General features: G+C 37.4%; 17 protein-coding genes and 2 pseudogenes. 10 read left to right on the top strand and 9 right to left on the bottom strand.

Annotated features, from left to right (window positions below; all coding sequences use genetic code 11):
• Window positions 1–77: 77 nt before the first annotated feature.
• The 3 genes from zorA2 to zorE are packed head-to-tail and all read left to right on the top strand — an operon-like array spanning window position 78 to window position 3,539.
• Complete coding sequence (gene zorA2, locus EL244_RS16025) at window positions 78–1,730, top strand: type II Zorya anti-phage system protein ZorA2 (protein WP_108478857.1); 1,653 nt, start codon at window positions 78–80, stop codon at window positions 1,728–1,730.
• 6 nt (window positions 1,731–1,736) lie between these two features.
• Window positions 1,737–2,444, top strand: coding sequence for a type II Zorya anti-phage system protein ZorB2 (gene zorB2, locus EL244_RS16020; RefSeq protein ID WP_108478858.1), 708 nt, complete (start codon window positions 1,737–1,739; stop codon window positions 2,442–2,444).
• 3 nt (window positions 2,445–2,447) lie between these two features.
• Entirely contained in the window at window positions 2,448–3,539 is a 1,092-nt protein-coding gene (gene zorE, locus EL244_RS16015; protein WP_108478859.1) for a type II Zorya anti-phage system protein ZorE, read from the top strand.
• An 88-nt stretch (window positions 3,540–3,627) separates the two neighbouring features.
• Here zorE and EL244_RS16010 read toward each other — a convergent pair.
• The 6 genes and pseudogenes from EL244_RS16010 to EL244_RS15985 form a co-directional block, all read right to left on the bottom strand.
• Window positions 3,628–4,257, bottom strand: a pseudogene (locus EL244_RS16010) (tyrosine-type recombinase/integrase); the annotation flags it as partial.
• Window positions 4,258–4,407: 150 nt separating this feature from the next.
• Window positions 4,408–4,878: a hypothetical protein gene (locus EL244_RS16005; RefSeq protein ID WP_108478860.1), complete on the bottom strand. Its 471-nt coding sequence runs from the start codon at window positions 4,876–4,878 to the stop codon at window positions 4,408–4,410.
• Between the two features lie 83 nt (window positions 4,879–4,961).
• A complete protein-coding gene (locus EL244_RS16000; RefSeq protein WP_108478861.1) occupies window positions 4,962–6,995 on the bottom strand; it encodes a DUF262 domain-containing protein in 2,034 nt (677 codons plus the stop codon).
• Window positions 6,988–8,430 carry a DUF262 domain-containing protein gene (locus EL244_RS15995; protein WP_115164746.1) on the bottom strand — a complete coding sequence of 481 codons (1,443 nt, stop codon included), beginning with the start codon at window positions 8,428–8,430 and terminating at the stop codon, window positions 6,988–6,990. Before EL244_RS15995 ends, EL244_RS16000 begins: the two co-directional genes overlap by 8 nt.
• 212 nt (window positions 8,431–8,642) lie before the next feature.
• Window positions 8,643–8,861, bottom strand: a complete 219-nt coding sequence (locus EL244_RS15990; RefSeq protein WP_108478863.1) for a helix-turn-helix transcriptional regulator — start codon at window positions 8,859–8,861, stop codon at window positions 8,643–8,645.
• Window positions 8,862–8,998: 137 nt separating this feature from the next.
• Entirely contained in the window at window positions 8,999–9,568 is a 570-nt protein-coding gene (locus EL244_RS15985) for an inovirus Gp2 family protein (protein ID WP_108478877.1), read from the bottom strand.
• Window positions 9,569–10,367: 799 nt separating this feature from the next.
• On the opposite strand from EL244_RS15985, the gene EL244_RS15980 reads away from it, so the two are divergent.
• From EL244_RS15980 to EL244_RS15960, 5 genes are all read left to right on the top strand, one after another.
• Window positions 10,368–11,324, top strand: coding sequence for a hypothetical protein (locus tag EL244_RS15980; RefSeq protein ID WP_108478864.1), 957 nt, complete (start codon window positions 10,368–10,370; stop codon window positions 11,322–11,324).
• Between the two features lie 161 nt (window positions 11,325–11,485).
• The gene (locus EL244_RS15975; RefSeq protein ID WP_108478865.1) at window positions 11,486–11,920 is read left to right on the top strand and encodes an antirestriction protein; all 435 of its coding nucleotides are present in this window, start codon (window positions 11,486–11,488) and stop codon (window positions 11,918–11,920) included.
• A gap of 101 nt (window positions 11,921–12,021) precedes the next feature.
• Window positions 12,022–12,843, top strand: a complete 822-nt coding sequence (locus EL244_RS15970; protein ID WP_108478866.1) for a DUF932 domain-containing protein — start codon at window positions 12,022–12,024, stop codon at window positions 12,841–12,843.
• A 17-nt stretch (window positions 12,844–12,860) separates the two neighbouring features.
• On the top strand, window positions 12,861–13,343 hold the full coding sequence (locus tag EL244_RS15965; protein ID WP_108478867.1) for a JAB domain-containing protein: 483 nt from the start codon (window positions 12,861–12,863) through the stop codon (window positions 13,341–13,343).
• Between the two features lie 8 nt (window positions 13,344–13,351).
• A complete protein-coding gene (locus tag EL244_RS15960) occupies window positions 13,352–13,573 on the top strand; it encodes a DUF987 family protein (protein ID WP_108478868.1) in 222 nt (73 codons plus the stop codon).
• A 293-nt stretch (window positions 13,574–13,866) separates the two neighbouring features.
• Here EL244_RS15960 and EL244_RS15955 read toward each other — a convergent pair.
• The 3 genes and pseudogenes from EL244_RS15955 to EL244_RS15945 form a co-directional block, all read right to left on the bottom strand.
• A pseudogene (locus tag EL244_RS15955) lies at window positions 13,867–14,083 on the bottom strand (transposase); the annotation flags it as partial.
• Window positions 14,084–14,192: 109 nt separating this feature from the next.
• Complete coding sequence (locus EL244_RS15950) at window positions 14,193–14,594, bottom strand: (deoxy)nucleoside triphosphate pyrophosphohydrolase (protein WP_126462258.1); 402 nt, start codon at window positions 14,592–14,594, stop codon at window positions 14,193–14,195.
• Complete coding sequence (locus tag EL244_RS15945) at window positions 14,591–15,427, bottom strand: HNH endonuclease (RefSeq protein ID WP_197721683.1); 837 nt, start codon at window positions 15,425–15,427, stop codon at window positions 14,591–14,593. Before EL244_RS15945 ends, EL244_RS15950 begins: the two co-directional genes overlap by 4 nt.
• Before the next feature lie 599 nt (window positions 15,428–16,026).
• Here EL244_RS15945 and EL244_RS15940 point away from each other — a divergent pair.
• On the top strand, window positions 16,027–17,019 hold the full coding sequence (locus EL244_RS15940) for a YeeE/YedE family protein (RefSeq protein ID WP_126462255.1): 993 nt from the start codon (window positions 16,027–16,029) through the stop codon (window positions 17,017–17,019).
• Window positions 17,020–17,027: 8 nt separating this feature from the next.
• Window positions 17,028–18,404: a rhodanese-like domain-containing protein gene (locus tag EL244_RS15935; RefSeq protein WP_126462252.1), complete on the top strand. Its 1,377-nt coding sequence runs from the start codon at window positions 17,028–17,030 to the stop codon at window positions 18,402–18,404.
• The last annotated feature ends 82 nt before the right edge of the window (window positions 18,405–18,486 follow it).

Below are 18,486 nucleotides of genomic sequence, written 5' to 3'. Positions count from 1 at the left end.
AAAGGCCATATATTTTACAAGGTGTACATGCAATTTTTACACCAGCATTACTAACTGTGATTATTACAGGAATAACAATGTTAGCTCAGCTTTTTGAACATTTGTTTCAATCAATTGATTCCACACTCGTCACAAACATTTTTATTTGGGCTGTTATCTTTGTATTTTGTGCTGCTTGGTGGTGTGATCATAAAAATATTCATAACAAATTCCGAGAGTATGCTCCAACATTAATGGGAGCATTAGGCATACTGGGTACTTTTATCGGTATCATTATTGGATTGCTTAATTTTAATACTGAAAGCATTGATACCAGCATCCCTGTATTATTAGGAGGTCTTAAAACAGCATTCATTACCAGTATTGTTGGAATGTTTTTCGCAATTTTGTTTAATGGATTAGATGCTTTCTTTTTTGCCAATAAACGTCGCCTATTGGAGGCGAATACTCCAGCGTCGGTTACTCCTGAGCATATCCATCAAGAATTAAAAGAACAAAATAAACATTTAGTGAAGTTAATCTCTGGCATGAGTGGTAGCGAAGAGGGTTCCATTGTTGCCCAAATAAAACTACTGCGTAATGAAATCAATGATGCCTCCCGGGCACAAATATCTAACCATTCTAATTTCAGTAATAAGCTCTGGGAACAATTACAGCAATTTGCAGACCTGATGGCAAAAGGAGCAACCGAACAAATTATCGATGCCCTTAGGCAAGTTATTATTGATTTCAACAATAATTTAACTGAACAATTCGGTGAGAATTTCAAAGCACTTGATACTTCTGTAAAAAAACTTGTCGACTGGCAGGAAAACTATAAAAACCAAGTTGAGCAGATGGGTGAGCAATACCAACAAAGTGTTGAATCTTTAGTCGAAACCAGAAAAGCTGTCGCAGGGATCTGGGAAGAATGCAAAGAGATTCCTCTTGCGATGGCTGAGCTTCGTGACGTGCTGCAAGTGAATCAGCACCAAATTGGTGAACTCTCCCGTCATCTGGAAACCTTTGTCGCCATACGCGATAAGGCAACTGATGTTTTACCTGAAATTCAAACAAAAATGTCTGAAGTGGGTGAACTCTTAAAATTAGGTGCCGCGAATGTCAGCGCGTCTCTTGAACAAACCAGTCAGCAGATACTTATCAATGCTGATTCGATGCGAGTTGCCCTTGATGAAGGCACTGAAGGTTTCAGACAATCAGTGACTCAGACACAGCAAGCTTTTGCATCAATGGCGCATGATGTCAGCAATTCCTCTGAAACTCTTACCAGCACGCTAGGAGACACTATTACGGAGATGAAACAAAGTGGTGATGAGTTCCTGAAATCTCTGGAAACACACTCAAGAGAATTGCATCGAAATATGGAACAAAACACTACTAATGTTATTGATATGTTCAGTAAGACAGGTGAGAAATTTAATCAACAATTATCCAGCAATGCCGATAACATGTTTGGTTCAATGCAATCTTCGTTTGATAAAGCAAGCGCGGGACTGACATCTCAGGTGAAAGAGTCAATTGAGAAATTTGGTAGTTCAATTAACGAGCAGTTACATGCTTTTGAGCAAGCAACAGAGCGCGAAATGAATCGTGAGATGCAATCACTAGGGAATGCTCTGCTCTCAATCAGCAAAGGTTTTGTCGGTAACTACGAGCGACTACTCAAAGAGTATCAAGCTGTCATGGGACAACTGCAAACATTAATTTCTGCTAATCAAAAACGAGGATAATTGCTAATGGATAAAATCCTTGGCAAGCAGGCCCCTAAAAAAGATCAAGATAATGAACATTGGGTTTCAATGTCAGATTTAATGGCAGGTCTGATGATGGTATTTATGTTTATTTCTATCGCCTATATGCACTATGTGCGTATTGAAAAAGAAAAAATTAAAGAAGTGGCTGTCGCCTATGAAAATGCTCAACTTCAACTCTATAATGCACTAGAAACTGAGTTTACAAAGGATTTGCCAGCTTGGGATGCTGAAATTGACAAACAAACTCTTGAGGTTCGTTTTAAATCACCCGATGTCTTATTTGGTTTAGGTAGCACAGAGCTTAAGCCAAAATTTAAACAGATCCTTGATAATTTCTTCCCTCGCTACCTTAAAGTTCTTGATAACTACCAGGAACATATTACTGAAGTACGTATTGAGGGACATACAAGTACTGACTGGAGTGGAGCGTCCAATTCTGACATGGCCTATTTTAATAACATGGAACTCTCGCAAGGGCGAACACGAGCAGTACTGCAGTATGTCTATGGTTTAAAAGAAAGCGCAGCACACCAGAAGTGGGTAAAAAGTAAATTTGCTGCCGTTGGATATTCTTCCGCACACCCTATTCTTGATAAATCTGGTAAAGAAGATCCCAATCGCTCTCGCCGAGTAACATTTAAAGTTGTAACAAATGCCGAGTTGCAGATTAGAAAAATAATTCAGGAGTAAGAGATGAAATTATCTATCGACATTTCTGAACTTATTCAGTTAGGAAGAAAAATGTTGCCGGAAGGCGTTGATTTTTTCCTTGACGAAACGCCTGTAGTTTTTGATCCAATTGATATCGAACTTTCTACAGGTAAAGAAGTTAGAATTGAAGATCTTGATCCCGGCAGTGGTCTTATTTCCTACCAAGGGAGACAGGTTCTTTTGTATATTAGAGACCATACCGGACGTTATGATGCGGCTATTGAAGATGGAGAGAAAGGGAAGCGATTTCATATTTCCTGGTGTAGAACATTAGATGACATGCGCCAAAAAAATCGATTTGAACGGTATCATGCAACAAATCGTGTTGATGGCTTATTTGAAATTGATGATGGACTCGGTCGGAGCCAAGATGTCGCTCTTAAAGTTTGTATGAACTGCCTAGAACGCCTTAATTACAAAGGAAGTATAGATAAACAACAGAAAAGATTAATATTTAAATCATTTTCTTTGAATGAATTTTTTTCAGATTATAGTACCTGCTTTCGCCATATGCCTAAAGGAATCTATGATAAATCAAATAGCGGCTATGTAGAAAATTGGAAGGATATATCCAGAACTACTCGAGAACAAGCTAACTACAAATGTAGTGATTGTGGTGTGAATTTAATGTCCATGAAAAGTCTATGCGATGTTCACCACAAAAATGGTATTAAATATGATAACTCAGCTGAAAATCTACTCGTCTTGTGTAAAGATTGCCATCGAAAGCAACCTTTGCACGAAGGAATATTTGTCACTCAGGCTGACATGGCAATCATTCAACGCTTACGTTCCCAACAAGGGCTTTTGAAGGCTGAATCCTGGAAGGATATTTACGATCTGACAGATCCATCGATTCATGGTGATATAAACATTATGCAACATAAAGGATACCCGCCACCAGTTCCGGGATTAGACTTACAAAACGCGGAGCATGAAATTATTGCCACCGTAGAAGCTGCCTGGCCGGTTTCAAAAATTGCAGTAAATTTAACACCGTTAAAAGTCGATGGTTGGAAAGTATTCTCCGTGGGAGAACTCGTTAAAGAAATACAATCTGGGGTTATTTTCTAATTATACAACCCAAGTCTGAACAAACAGCAGTTGATTATTTATACTAATCTCTGTAAATTTTGACTTGGGTTCTCTTAATAATTCATATTTATCTATCGTCAAAAGACTGTTTGTAAATCTTAGAATAATCAAATGGTGAAGTCTGCTTCTCTCGATTTGCATCCAGATAATCAGCCCACCACTGCAACATCAACCTACGCTCCCCAAGATGTTCCGCCTTATGGATGTAAGCTGCTCGCACAGAGCTACGCTCCTGGTGACTCATCTGCCGCTCTACCGCATCCCTCGACCATAATCCCGACTCAATCAACGAACTACAAGCCATTGTCCTGAAACCATGCCCACAGACTTCAGTTTTTGTGTCATAGCCCATCACTCGCAGAGCCTTGTTCACCGTGTTTTCACTCATAGGTTTACGCGGATCGTGATCGCCTACGAAAATCAGCTCTCGATTTCCGCTCATACTTTTAATCTTTTCCAAAATAGCTAAGGCCTGACGCGACAGGGGAACAAGATGAGGCGTCCGCATCTTTGAACCACGCTGAGAATGTTTAACGCCTTCCAGCGGTTCACGATCATCAGGAATCGTCCACATAGCCGTTTCAAAATCCACTTCTGTCCAGCGAGCAAAACGCTGTTCACTCGAACGAATGAAGACCAACAAAGTGAGTTAAACAGCTAATCAAGTTAAGGGTCTGCCAGAGTAGTGATCAATGCGGGGTACAAACATTATCGAACCAAGATATACCCGCGGTTGTACCCGCATCAGTAAGTTGATGTAGATTAAATCAGGTTGGCTTAGGTGGAATGAAAAGCGAGGAAAGCCTTGCGGATATTAGATTTCAGGCACAAAAGCTATCTAATTAGATTATTCATATGTTGAACTGGCACAGGTCTGTATTCCATTCAACACTTTGCTAACATTTTTTTTGCTAGGTTTCCATGTACCAACAGGTTTATTATTTAGATATACATCGAAGGTTGTCGCTTTACCGATGGCTTCTATAAAATTGTACCATGCGTTATCAGCATTACGCCATCCTAGTGATGAGGGGATACCGTACTGTTCATCATCGATTACAACAACAATGCTTGGATCGTTTTTATCGTATGAATTAACTGTTTCTCCTTTGGGTAGGGATAATGTAACACTATGCTGTAATGTATTGTTCTCGTCTGGATTTCCAGTGCAATTGATAGTGAAAGAGGCACCGTTTTGATTTTCTATATCGTAAGTTGTGTTGCCTTGCCCGAACTCGTAGGACCATAAATTAGGTATCGCCAGTGCAGAACATGACATCAACATAGATGTTATTAAAAAGGCATATTTTAATTTCATAGTTCACCTGTTAATTAAACTGTATAGTAGTAGAACGGTTTTCTTTTTGGCTTATAGCAACTGTTTTACATTAAAAATGTGTATCACATCATTTTCTTTGCTTCATTGACGATAATGTCGATCATCTCTTCTTGATGTATTTCTATTTCCTTTTCCCCCCAGTCATTATGTTTTTTCATAAGCTCTATCATGGTGAATAATTTGAGACTGTCGATTTGGTTATTAATCAAGCCTCTTTCAAAATGCTCTTGTTTTTGCTTTGGTTGATAATTACTGAGTCGAGAGTTTTTACTATGACTGATGAGGCAGAGATTACCAAAAGCGTGTAAATAAAGATCATCGACACGTTTATAACCATCCATTGGATGCTGAGGTGTAAAGTGTTCGACTGAACTGCGGAAGGTGAAATCAAATCGGCGATAGATGTCGTTCTTGTTTCTATTTTTAACCCAAAGTAAATAGTCTAAATAATTAAAAATGAAATTGTTTTCTATCGATCCAAATCTTAATTTTGATATTATTTCTTTTTGCCAGCATGAGTTTACGGTTAAAGATGGTAGCTCATCGATATTACCGTAAATCATTTGATAATAAGAAGCGCTGTCAGTTGGTGACAAGAACCGTAAGAATATAAATCGACGAGCTTGTGCCTCAAGATAATGAAGATATTGGCTGTGTTCTATCTGACTACCATTCTCACTACTATCAAAAAGGTAACGTAAGGCACCATTAAGCCAGTGCTTATAAACTTGTGTTGGAGCTGAGACGTGGAATGCAGAGAGTAGCATTAAGATCTGCCTATTAATGCCTTCAAAACCACCTTCATTATTATCAAATGTATTAATATAGCTAGCACTTTCGCTGTTCAAGTTGAAGTGTAGTTTTTTCAAACTCCAGCTCGTATATTCTCGTTTGATAATATACTGGTCAAAAAGAAATCTGCACTTGAGCAAGCTAAAAGTGAAGCATTGCACGGCAGTAATCGGGTCCGCTTGTCTTAGAATATGCTCTTCAAATTGGCTTATAAGCCTTTTGTCATCGAGTGGGACACCTTCTTTTTCATTTTTGTCTGTTATCTCTCGTCTTATAATTCTCAGTACATGAAGTAAAAAATTAGAAAAATTTATCACACTACTAAAACGTTCTGAACTTCCTTTATCCTCTTTATTACTTTCAATATCTTTACCCAACGAATAGTCTTTCAAAATTGTCGATAAGTTTTGTCCTTTATGTAAGATTTGTTCCTTAGAATCATTCGTTTTATTTGAATAAAAAATATTCAGTAAATCTTGAAAATTAGTCGCAGTGAAGCGCCCCCAGTCATTTTCACCAAATAAACGATCTCTAATGTCGGATGTAAAGCCATATTGCACATAACGTTCCATATTAGCGCAAGCATCCCAAACTTGATTGAGTATATCAATACTTTGCTGTTTTATATGGTCATCATTAATATCTTTCAACTTATCCATCAATCTAACTTTGACCACCTCATGTTTTTCAAGTTGTTCACCACGATTATTCATCGCTTCGAAGAAATGATTAAGGTCAGTATCTTTTGGAACTTCAATTCGTGAAATTTGTACATGATTAAAGAGATAATCACAGAAAGAGATTAATTTACTATCTTTAATTCCAAGTTTATGGATAGCCGTACCAATAAGTTCAAATCCTTTTACTAACCCAGGATTAAAATCTTTTGTGCGCATATTTTTAATCTGACTATCTTGTTGCCATAATGCATTAAACGTATGAGTAGATACTGGGCGACTTTCAAACGAGATATTAATATTTTTATACCAGTCCATATCCACAGTATTTTTAGCATTGCGTTTTAGCCAGTTTGCAAGCAGTGAAAGCGTCGTGAAACGTTGCTGTCCATCAATAACTTCAAAACAGTGATCTCCACGTGAAAAAACCACTAGGGTACCGATATAATAAGTCTGAGGTTCCCCATATATATTTTTCTTATCTTGATAGTCCAGAATATCTTGTAAAAGCTGAGTAATCTCACCTTCGCCCCAAGCGTAGTTACGTTGGTACATAGGGATAGTATAACTATGCTTGTCCTCTAACAGCATGCGGATAGATAAAGGGCATATACTAGGGTTATTCATAGTATTTCATCTCCTTGAATAGCTTGATAAGCTCATCTTTTTTGCCAGTATTTTTATTATCTTCCTCTGTTAGCACCTTTAAAGGAAAATGATGCAAGTCGTATGGTGTTCGAGCATCTTGTATTACTCGAATGAAATTCCGACCTAAAACGTAATTGTCCATCGTTGCAAGTTGTACAGCTTTGTATTGGATACGGCATTGATAAGCCCAAATAAAACAACGCTCAATAGCCATCGAAAGCTCATGGCTACCAAACTTATCGATATAGAAAATAAGCGCGCAGTCAAACATGCTTCGTATATATTTATCACCGGTACGATGTTTACGCGTATAGCTATTTAATGTAATAAGTATGCGGCTTGCTATCTGTGTTAATAACTCACCTAAAAGCCTTATTTCTATTTTTTTATCTGATGCTATTTCCGATTCTTTTGGTTTAGACTCTTCAGCAACGATAGCCGCTACTTGTTTTTGGTAGTGCTCTGCCATTTCGAAGAAACGCCGCCCATTAATAATCATTTGATTTAAACTAAATGGAAAATCAATTCTATTACTATCTATTTTACGTTGGTATTGAGCGTTGTAATCATCAACAAAATGATGAGCGAGACGGAGTGATTCTACATAAGGAAATCGATCAATTTGTTCAATATTGATACCTTTAAAAAGGTGAATATCGTCTTTTCCGAAGAATCGGGCAGATTTTCCATTCGCCCACTGACGAACACGATAGAGATAATAAGCAAATAGCTCACTCAGTTTGTTATCTGGTAGTTTCTCCCAATGAGCGACGACATTAGCTTTTAAATGTGACTCTTGTAATGGAAACTCTCTAAGATGAAATGCTTTGAGTAGATCATGAGGAGCTAGATCTCTTCCTCGTGCATTTTGTGAGTCAAAGAACTGAAAAGCTTCGGATATATCGTGAAGAACAAAACAAACGACCTGGCAACGATTAAGCAGAAAGTCTATCTGATTTTCAGTAAAATCAGGTCTGGCGACACGGCGACGAATGTCTAAGTAATTTCGTCTAAGATTATGTTCAGAATCTTTGCTAGAGAAATATTGACGATTCATGAACGACTCGATTGGTTCGGCCAATTTTTGGAGTTGTTGTTTTAACGTGTACTTTTCTAACTTATCTAATTTTTCTTCAATTAATGCTTGAATAATTAGCATAAGCGTTAATGTACGCTGTTGTCCATCCACAATATCAAGTGATGCTTTTTCTTTTTCATCAGAGTTTTTTTCATAGTGAAAGACAATTGAACCAAGGCGATAGGCAGTTTTTTCTTGGTGAGTAGCAATATCATTAAAAAGATCTGCTAGGTTCTTTATTCCCCAGCGGTAGGGGCGTTGATAATTTGGTATTGCAAGATGTGGTAAACTTAAAAGCTCACTAACTGATTTGATCTGATTATTGAGATTATCCATCACATTCCTTGGATAGCGAATCCGTAGTATACCGCTAATTAATCTCGTATATGCTACGGATCTAACTAACCGTTATTGAAATAATTTATTTTATGATGCTATTTATACTGTAATGCGAGAATAGATGACGTGATTAATCTCTATATATTAGATATTAATTCACTATTGGGGCTATGAAATATAGTCCTATACAAGACTGGTAACAAAGATAACTATTGCTCATCTACTCGAGATTGGTCAATTCGTTGCTGCACCCAAGCTTCTACTTCGCTTTTAAACCAACGAGAACTACGTCCTAGTTTGATTGGTTTTGGAAATTCACCATCTTTAATCAATTTATAAAACCACTTATCAGTCATCCCTGTATAAGTAGTGATGAATGCCATATCGATGAGTGGGTCTTCTGCACGCAGTAAGGTATTAGTATTCATGGAGTCTCTCCCTCTTGAAAGTAAATGATGGGAGGAGTCCGGTATGATGATTGGTCGATACCGGTACTTCCTCAGAGGATAAGGGACTGGTGTAAAAAAATACTTTTTAGCTCACAGCAATAAGGTAAAAACTAAAGCTAGTTTCTACTACGGCCGAAATTTCGCTCACCATTGCCTGTTATTTTGGTATGGTTTTTTGCAAGGTAATTAGCACGCTTTAGCGCCTCGTCTAATTCGTGATGATTTCCTTTATTTATCCATAAAACAGGGCTTTCAGGGAAATGAGCTAATGTTGCATATTCCGTTATATTTACTCTTAATGCGCTACACCAAGCTTGTTTAATCATCCCCGCGAGAGAATCTGAATAATTATAATTACCGAGAGAGCACCAAGTATCACGATTTAATAATAAAACAACGTGATAATGTTTCTTACCATTTGATTCACCAAACTCTCTAGCCCAAACATAATGTAATGATGTCGGCCATATACGCTGACCCACATTTACTTTGCGTTGCTGATAAGCATCTATTTTTGCCTTCAATGACTCTATGAATCGAGAGATAACGGCAGCATCTGTATCTGCGGATATATTAGGGAGTCGAAGGTCTACACGAATAGATATTATTCTAGGGTGTTTATTCAATGCATTAGTGAAGGTTTCAGAAATACATCTTTCCCAATAAGGGTTATAGTTATAAGTCATTTTAAATATCTCCAGTTTATGATTGTTCATAATCATTACTGGCACTGTTAAAAATAACTTTTTTAAAGGAAAATGATTTTTATTGAAATTGAAACAGTGATGTAAATAACCTTGATATAATTTGGTTTCCAAAGTTTATTTTTTAAATATACCTATTGAATATAGTAATGTTTATTGTGTTGGGTTTTTAATTAAGGTTTTTTATAGATAATCACTTCTATTATTTAGTGTCGTGATAATTGTTTTTATTACATTATATTCCTTGCGTGCATATATATGTCCTTTACATATATATTACCAATCCAACGCATTTCAATTGTCCTATTTCTTATATATAGGTTGTCATGTATAGGTCTGCTAGTTGAACTCTATTCCAAATCAACTCTGGAATTATCACACTCCATTTAATATTAACCTCTCTTTCAATAAATATTTATGAATTACGTTTTATTATCTGATCTAAATAATAATCATTGTTATATCTTCACTTATTTTGGTTTTATATTCATAAGTACTCTTTGGTTTTATCTAATCAGAATATGTGTGATTGTGTTTTTTGGAAAAAGAAGTGATTTTAATGGTCAATTGAACTAGTCTTATTGAGACTTTTATAGCCTTTTCATCTATGTTATTTAATGAAATCAGTAATTATTATATATTATAAAACCATAATAAATCTTTAATACTACTAAATAATGACCTTTGATCAACTTCAAAAATACACCAAAAAGGCTTTGTCAGCATACTAATTAACTACTACAATCACTACTATGTAGTTTTGTCTTTAGGTGTGTAATTAATGATGAATGATAGATTTGGAAAAGATTGTTTGATAAAAAGTAGTGCTCTAAGAGAGTGTCTTTTTTATGCTACATGGCTAGCTGTAAATAAAGGTATAGATATAAGTAATATTCCTAGGAATGATGCAAGCAGTTGTCGCTTAGTATTAAATGAAATAATAAACCAGTATATTCCAAATAAAGTAGAGCAAAAATCATTATTATCCCAAATGGATATTAATAAAGATGCCAATATTCTTCCTATTGAGTGCTTTGATTGGATAGAAAAAAGTGAGCGGGTTGCATTTTGGCTGTGGGCATACTTATGTTATGCAAATGATTCTGACTTTGATTTTGGTTATAATAATGATCAGTTTAATTGGTATCATCGAGTTGGGCTATTTCCATCATCATCAAGTCATCAAGAAAGAGTAAATAAAATAATATATTTTTTTGATACTATATATACACCAACATATCCAATTTATAGATTAAAAGCAAATGAGATGGAAAAAATAAAAGGTAAGTGGGCGTTGGTTTTAAATCAACAAGAACCATTGAAATGGTTACCTAGTGATAATGAAAGTGCAATTGCTTGGGCTTGGGATAGTCTTTGTAAATTTCAATCTAAAAACAACCCCTCCCTATTAGATAGTAACAGTTTTCAGACTGGACTTAGATTAACAAACTGGTTCGTGCCATTAAACCATTCAGAGCGAAATCTTGCTTTACGCGCAGCATTAGATTTATGGGGTGATGCACTTGATTCAAAAAAATTATTTCTACTTAATTTAAATAAATCCTGGAATCAACAAAAATTACGGCAATCAAGAATAGATAAGAAAGCCTTAAATACTTATTTAAAAAATGAAACTAAAAAAAGATTAGATTTTATAGCCGATAATAGTAGTTGCCGTATTAGTGATGTGTTAGAGAAAATTATTAATGAGTATTATGAAAATAAATACAGACGATAGTAATAACAACATGTATTGAAAAATATTTCAGACCTATATTATCAAAATGAAGTTATATTAATAACAAACATTTAAGTATTAAATTTGATGACAAACACCCCCCACACCTCATGGTGTGGGGGGTGTTTGCTTGTATTACATTAACTAAAAGGAGTTCTATTATGTTTACCTTACAAGAGCAAGGATCCACCGTTATCAAAACCAATCTCGTTCACTCAAGTGGTCGTCATACCTTCTGGCGTTTCTACTTTGGGACGGTACCAGATTGGCAACGTATCGAGGGCGATATCTTTAACATGATGGCTAAGCTATGTCATCTCTATCAAGGGGCTTTCTGGGAGTTCAGCATGTTATCGAATGGAGGGGCTTTTATCTGGCCTGAGATGATTGAAATTACCTTGCCGATGTTTAACCCTCATAATGGCAACGAGGCTGAGTTAAGTCCTGAAGCAGCCGGTATCGCAGTCTGTCTAATGGTGTATAGCATCTGGTCGTTTAAAACCAAGAGTCCGGTGCTGGTGGAGTATTTTTACCAGCTTCGTGACTATGCGATGCAACATCCTGAGCAAGCACAAATCTTTCACCTAATTGACTAAAGCATTGATAACCTTTTAATACAGCGACCACCAGCTTACCACCTCACTTATTCCCTTTATCTTACTTTAATTAATCAGTGTTATCACTGAGGAGAAACCCTATGTCTCGTTTAGCTTCTCGCTTTGGCGCAGCCAATATCATTCGTCGTGAACGTCCATTAACGATTGATGAGTTATATCAGACCGTACCGAGTGTATTCGGTGAAAATAAGCATGAATCTCGTAGTGACCGTTATACCTATATTCCGACCATTACGTTATTAGAAAGTTTACAGAAGGAAGGCTTTCAACCGTTCTTTGCTTGTCAGACGCGTGTGCGTGATATTAGCCGGCGTGAGCATACCAAACACATGTTACGTCTACGTCGTGAAGGACAAATCACCGGTCAACAAGTGCCTGAGATTATCTTACTCAATAGTCATGATGGCTCATCGAGTTATCAGATGTTGCCGGGAATGTTCCGCTTTGTTTGTCAGAATGGCTTAATTTGCGGACAAACCTTTGGTGAGGTGCGTGTACCTCATAAAGGTGATGTGGTCGAAAAAGTGATTGAAGGGGCTTATGAAGTGTTAGGTCTGTTTGAACGTATGGATGAGCAACGTGATGCCATGCAATCTCTGTTATTACCGCCACCAGCCCAACAAGCTCTAGCACAAGCTGCTTTAACTTATCGTTTTGGAGAAGAGCATCAACCGATCACCACTGAACAAATTCTTACACCTAGACGGTATGAAGATGATAAACCCGATTTATGGACAACCTATCAACGCATACAAGAGAATCTGGTGAAAGGCGGTCTCTACGGACGCAATGCGAAAGGTAAACGTAGCCATACTCGTGCTGTAAAAGGGATTGATGGTGATGTGAAGCTTAATCGTGCCTTGTGGGTGATGGCTGAGAATATGCTTCAGTTAGCCTCGTAATGATGGAGATATTAACAATGGAGAATATCAGTACCTATACGGACACTTTAACACTGCTTCCAAACGAGCAACGCACTATCAAACGTGCGTTGACCATACTGGATAAATATCTGCGTGAACCGGGTATCGCTTTTACATCAACGCAAAATGTGAGGGATTGGTTACGGATAAAAATGTCAGCATTAGAGCGTGAAGCGTTTATCGTACTCTACCTGAATCAACAAAATCAGTTGATAAGTAGTGAAACACTTTTTGCTGGTTCGATTAGCAGCACACAGATTTATCCTCGTGAAGTCGTCAAACGAGCACTTCATTTTAATGCTGCAGCCGTTATCTTTGCACACAACCATCCATCAGCCGATATCACACCAAGCCAAGCGGATAAATCTATAACACAACAATTAATAAAAGCATTGCAACTAGTTGAAGTACGTGTGCTTGACCATCTGATTATCGGTGGTCAGCAAATCTTCTCTTTCGCTGAGCATGGCTTAGTATGAGGTGAACCATGAATATCATCAGTAAATCCGCAGCAATGAAAACCCATCAGCAACATCCTGATTCTCGCCTTGCTCGTTATTGTGCCGGAAAGTATCAATGGATTGGTAAAAACGATCACTATATTGGCAAAGAGGTGCCAGATTGTCGTGGTGTGTTAGCCGTTTATATTGAACGTCGCCAAGACAGAGATGGTGCTTATACTTGTGTCATGTGTGTGACGTTGCATTGAGAAATCTATGATTTTTGAAAAAAATTAGGTATGAGTAATTGTTTACGATACTTGGTAAGAAAGATATGTTAACTTTTAATAAGTTAATAGAATAACTTCATGAGATACAATATTCTTTGTTTGAGAAAGATTTTCTATTGAGTATATAAGTGAGTATACATTGTGATGTACCTTAATTTAAATTCTTTAACTATCAGTGGATTAACTGATATATTCGAGTCCGGCCTTCGCACCAAAAATCAGACGCTTAGAGTGTCTTTTTTTATGTCTGGAATTTCTGTTTTATAAGGCTTTTCCGCAGAGAGCTTTTTCAGTTTCACATTTTCATCTTCAAGCTGTATTAATCGTTTAACATCATTGTCTTCCATCCCGCCATACATTGATTTTCAATTATAACAAGTCAGCATTGCTGATGCTATTTTTGCGGTAAATATCTTCAAATTTTATATCAGGATTAGCGGGTTTTAAAATATTAACGATTTGAGTTTCAGTAAAACGGGCTTTTTTCATCATGACCTCTAAAATGGCTAGGGCAGAAAATCTAATTATATCTGTCTTATTTTAGGGAACGTGGACAATTACACTAAAAAGGGAATGGTTATTGACTGAGTAAATACACTCAAAATGTTGCTAAGAGTTTTTCTACTGCAGGAATATCGGCAGATGCCCAATCTACGGTTTTTAACTTTTCTTTAGAAAGCCAAAGAGAATCAATATGCTCTGTGAGTTCTACTGTTCTATTTGGTAATTCAATTACAAAACAATGCATTGAGATATCAAAGTCAGGATAGCTATGTTCGATAGTTAATAAAAACTTTGGGTCGGTAACTGTAATTTTTAACTCTTCATTTAGTTCTCGAATAATTGCAGCGACAAGTGTTTCACCTACTTCTACTTTGCCTCCAGGAAACTCCCATTTATGGCTAATATAATCTAACTTCGAGAACCCCCTTTGCACGGCTAGAAACTTATCTTCATTTTTCAGTACAGCAGCGACGACTTCAATATGCTTTTTGATCATTGGTTGTTCGCTTCTAATAATTCTTTATTTCGGTTTTTTAGAGTCTCAATATCTTCGCCATTATTAACGATATGCATTTTCTTGTGGCAATTAGGGCATAGGGCTACGGTATTTTCACATGTATCATCACCACCTTTGGAAAGCCAAACGATATGATGTGTTTCCAGATAAGGCTCGCCTTTAGCATTTTTAAACGGTGCGGGTTGAAGACAAAGCTGACATTGACCTTTCGCTAATCTTTTAGCCAACTCAGCGACCCAAATATTTCTCTCATAATTTGTCGATTGCTGCTGATAACAAGTCGCTACTTTTCCACTTCCAGCTGCTAATTTTTGAAGTTCTTCTATAGATAATTTTTTTGCTTTACGTGTTCTAATATTATCTATGTTATCTCGATCTTTTTGCTGAACTTGTCGTTCACCTGGAATTAGTGTCAACGGGAAGATAAACACTTTTCTAAGCTTTCCTTGTTCATCCGTTTGTATTTCTTGATACGGATCACCATCAAGAATAACTTCACCCATATAGGTGTACTCTTGGTCTTTGAATACTTCGAACAGATGAACAGTAACTCCGTTACTTTTTGATTCTGCTAAGGTTTTATTTTGTTGAAAGCTTAGGCTTTGATCGCCTTTAGTACCCATGCCGGTATAATGAAGTACATTGCCGGACCATCGGTCATCGTAGATAGATTTGATGTGGTTTGAGATAATAATTAAAGTATTTGTTTTGTGTGCACGACGCATACCGCCTTGGGGGCTACATCCAAATATTTCACAGAGCTCAGCGTTGTTAAGCTTTGTGCCTATTTTTAGATCATTATATTTATACACAATATTTTTTACTCCATTCTTAGCATATTCAGCATCAAAAAATCTTGAATAATTACTAGCTCAATTAACTTTCATACTTTACAGGTGATAATTGATCATTGGAATAATGTGTGTGCTTAATTTTGCAGAATATCTTAATGCCTTGGAGTATATGTATGCATGGTTTTGATGTCTGATAATAGTTATGTTGATTCCTGAGATTTACGTTTTATTTAATTTTTATGAAAAATCGTGATTCAACCTTTTCGACTGGGTATATGAAAAGTTTTTTTCCTTTAAAAGTTATTGTAACTGTATTATCGGGTTTAAATTAAGGTGAGTAATATTCCATAAGTGAACGTAATAATACTTAGCCCCTTGATTGAAATAAAATGGGTGAAATATAACCGACTTGTACTTTTTTCTCTCTAAAATTGATGCAAAACAAATTAATAATCTTCAACCATATTCATTAAGCGCTATCATAGGAAAATCTGTGAAGTATTAAAATATCGCGCTAAAACGACTCTCCCAAGCTCGTTATTGATTCTTCTGATTTCTTTAGAATAACTATTGAGAAATATCTATGCAGTTTATTACGTTACTACAGGAGCCTGCTCATGATTAGCGGCTTATTTATTGGCATACTTTTTGGTGCGCTGCTGCAATCAGGGCAGTTTTGTTTTGTTTCCGGCTTCAGAAATATTGTTTATCAGAAAAATACGCGTTTTCTCACTGCGTTGTTGATTGCTATCTCAATTCAAGCGATTGGATTTTTTGCTCTGCAATCAATGGGATTGATAACTATCCCAGAAGGGACGTTGCCCGTGACTGCCACAATTATTGGTGGTTTTTTATTTGGTATAGGCATGGTATTAGCGGGCTGCTGCGGTAGCGGAGCTTGGTTTCGTTCTGGTGAAGGGTTAACAGGCACATGGCTCGCATTATTTGCTTTTATTGTCACGATGGCCTCCGCTTGGAAAGGGAGTTTAAAACATTGGACTGACCCATTATTAGCCCACCCAGCACAGATTGATACCATCGATAAAACATTGAATATATCTCCATGGTATCTGGTAGCGATATTAATTATTGTGACCATTGGATTGCTGATTTATCAGCATCGTCATCCTCGCTATTCGCCGCCACCATTAGGAAAATTTAAGCAATTGCCCCTTAACTTAACTGCGGTACTTATTGGGCTTCTCGGGATTATTGCTTGGTATTTGAGTGCAGAAAATGGACGTAACTTTGGTTTTGGTATCTCTGTGCCTTCTGCCAATGTGGTTCAGTATTTAGTTACAGGCCAACAGCGCTACCTTAATTGGGGAACCCTATTTGTTATTGGTATTTTGGTCGGCTCCATGATCAGCGCCAAAATCCGAGGCGAGTTTGCATTAACATTACCCCCTGACGGAAAAACCGTCGTGAAACGCCTAATGGGTGGGGTAGTGATGGGAATAGGGGCAACACTAGCGGGGGGATGTACCGTCACTAACTCATTGGTGGCAACCGCATATTTCTCTTGGCAGGGATGGATCTCAACATTTATGGTGATGGCAGGCGTCTGGCTCACAAGTTATTTCATTAGACCGACACAGTGCAGAATATAGGAAAAAAAATGAAGGCAAAATTCGCCATTTTATTATTATCGGTTTGGTTGTCGGGCTGTGATCAGACCGTAGTAAAAGATATCAGTATTGATGAATTATCGAAGAATTTAAATAATCCGGATTATCTTATTATCGACACCCGACCGGATAGCTTATTTTTTGGTTTTAAAGATAAAGATGCTGCGCGTGGTGGTCATATACAAGGCGCCATGCAATTTACGACGGGCTGGCTGGACTTTATTGATGAAAATAAGTTTACTCACTTCGTGGAAGAAAAAGGAATTACCAAAGAAAAAATATTGGTTTTCTATGACAGCAATCTGGATGACTTAGAACGTGTCACCGCAGAATTTGCGGCTAAGGGCTATAACGTACTCGCATTTAAAGAATTCATTAAATATGCGAATGCAGATTATCCGATGGATAAATATCCCAATTACTGGATGAGTGTTTCGCCAAGCTGGGTCAATGCGGCACTGAATGGCGAAAAACCAGAAAGCTATACCAGCGAACAAAAACCTGTCATTTTTGAAGTCTCTTGGGGGGATGCGGAACAGTCAAAATCCTATTCAACCCACATTAAAGGTGCCTATCATTTTAATACTGATTGGATTGAAAATGCGCCTGTATGGAATCTATCCGAACCGGATGTGATTAAACATAATTTATTGAAAAATGGTATCCATAAGGATACGCCAGTGGTGGTTTATTCTGAAAACCAGATGGCGGCATTACGGGTATTATGGGCACTAAAATGGGCGGGTGTAGAAGATGTCCGTTTTCTTAATGGTGGTTTAAATGTCTGGGTTGATGCGGAATTGCCAACAGAAACGGTGGTGAATATACCTGTTCCGATTGCAGATTTTGGTACATCCATTCCGGCAAACCCTCAGGTCACTATCGCGATGCCAGCGGAAGCGATACAAGCACAACAGGCGGGACTAAAGCTGATCAGTAATCGTACTTGGGATGAATATACTGGGAAAATTACGGGGTATGATTATATTCCACGTAAAGGCGAACCTGCTGGGGCTATCTGGGGATTCGGCGGTAAAAACGCTAACGATATGTCCGATTATTATGATCCTGACGGCACGTTACGTAACCCAGAAGAGATATTTGCGCTCTGGAAAACACAGGGAATTGAGCCATCAGACCACGTTGCTTTTTATTGTGGTACTGGGTGGCGAGCCAGTGTTTCATGGTTTATGACTCAAATGGCAGGATGGGAAAATAGCCAGATATATGATGGAGGCTGGAATGCGTGGCAAATGGATCCTGAATTACCTGTGCTAAATAATGCGCAGAGTAAAATCACCAAACCAAGTGCATTGAATGACTTTGGCGAAATCGTGAAAAAGCCGGGGCAATCTTGCAAAAGCTAATCAGGCCTCTGATTACACGCACAAACCAAAGCGACTTGCACCATATAGATACAAGCCGCTTTTTTATTGATCCCAAATACGA

The organism is Providencia rustigianii (assembly GCF_900637755.1).
In the GTDB taxonomy this organism is placed as follows: domain Bacteria; phylum Pseudomonadota; class Gammaproteobacteria; order Enterobacterales; family Enterobacteriaceae; genus Providencia; species Providencia rustigianii.
Note: the sequence above shows the minus strand (reverse complement) of the source record. Positions and strands in the feature narration are given on the sequence as shown.

Coding starts and splice junctions, on each gene's coding strand:
- EL244_RS15975 (WP_108478865.1), top strand. CDS start 11,486: ATGTTTACCTTACAAGAGCAAGGATCCACCGTTATCAAAACCAATCTC.
- EL244_RS15980 (WP_108478864.1), top strand. CDS start 10,368: ATGATGAATGATAGATTTGGAAAAGATTGTTTGATAAAAAGTAGTGCT.
- EL244_RS15950 (WP_126462258.1), bottom strand. CDS start 14,594: ATGATCAAAAAGCATATTGAAGTCGTCGCTGCTGTACTGAAAAATGAA.
- EL244_RS15935 (WP_126462252.1), top strand. CDS start 17,028: ATGAAGGCAAAATTCGCCATTTTATTATTATCGGTTTGGTTGTCGGGC.
- EL244_RS15940 (WP_126462255.1), top strand. CDS start 16,027: ATGATTAGCGGCTTATTTATTGGCATACTTTTTGGTGCGCTGCTGCAA.
- EL244_RS15970 (WP_108478866.1), top strand. CDS start 12,022: ATGTCTCGTTTAGCTTCTCGCTTTGGCGCAGCCAATATCATTCGTCGT.
- EL244_RS16000 (WP_108478861.1), bottom strand. CDS start 6,995: ATGAATAACCCTAGTATATGCCCTTTATCTATCCGCATGCTGTTAGAG.
- zorE (WP_108478859.1), top strand. CDS start 2,448: ATGAAATTATCTATCGACATTTCTGAACTTATTCAGTTAGGAAGAAAA.
- EL244_RS16005 (WP_108478860.1), bottom strand. CDS start 4,878: ATGAAATTAAAATATGCCTTTTTAATAACATCTATGTTGATGTCATGT.
- zorA2 (WP_108478857.1), top strand. CDS start 78: ATGTTAGCTCAGCTTTTTGAACATTTGTTTCAATCAATTGATTCCACA.
- EL244_RS15995 (WP_115164746.1), bottom strand. CDS start 8,430: ATGGATAATCTCAATAATCAGATCAAATCAGTTAGTGAGCTTTTAAGT.
- EL244_RS15985 (WP_108478877.1), bottom strand. CDS start 9,568: ATGACTTATAACTATAACCCTTATTGGGAAAGATGTATTTCTGAAACC.
- zorB2 (WP_108478858.1), top strand. CDS start 1,737: ATGGATAAAATCCTTGGCAAGCAGGCCCCTAAAAAAGATCAAGATAAT.
- EL244_RS15990 (WP_108478863.1), bottom strand. CDS start 8,861: ATGAATACTAATACCTTACTGCGTGCAGAAGACCCACTCATCGATATG.
- EL244_RS15965 (WP_108478867.1), top strand. CDS start 12,861: ATGGAGAATATCAGTACCTATACGGACACTTTAACACTGCTTCCAAAC.
- EL244_RS15960 (WP_108478868.1), top strand. CDS start 13,352: ATGAATATCATCAGTAAATCCGCAGCAATGAAAACCCATCAGCAACAT.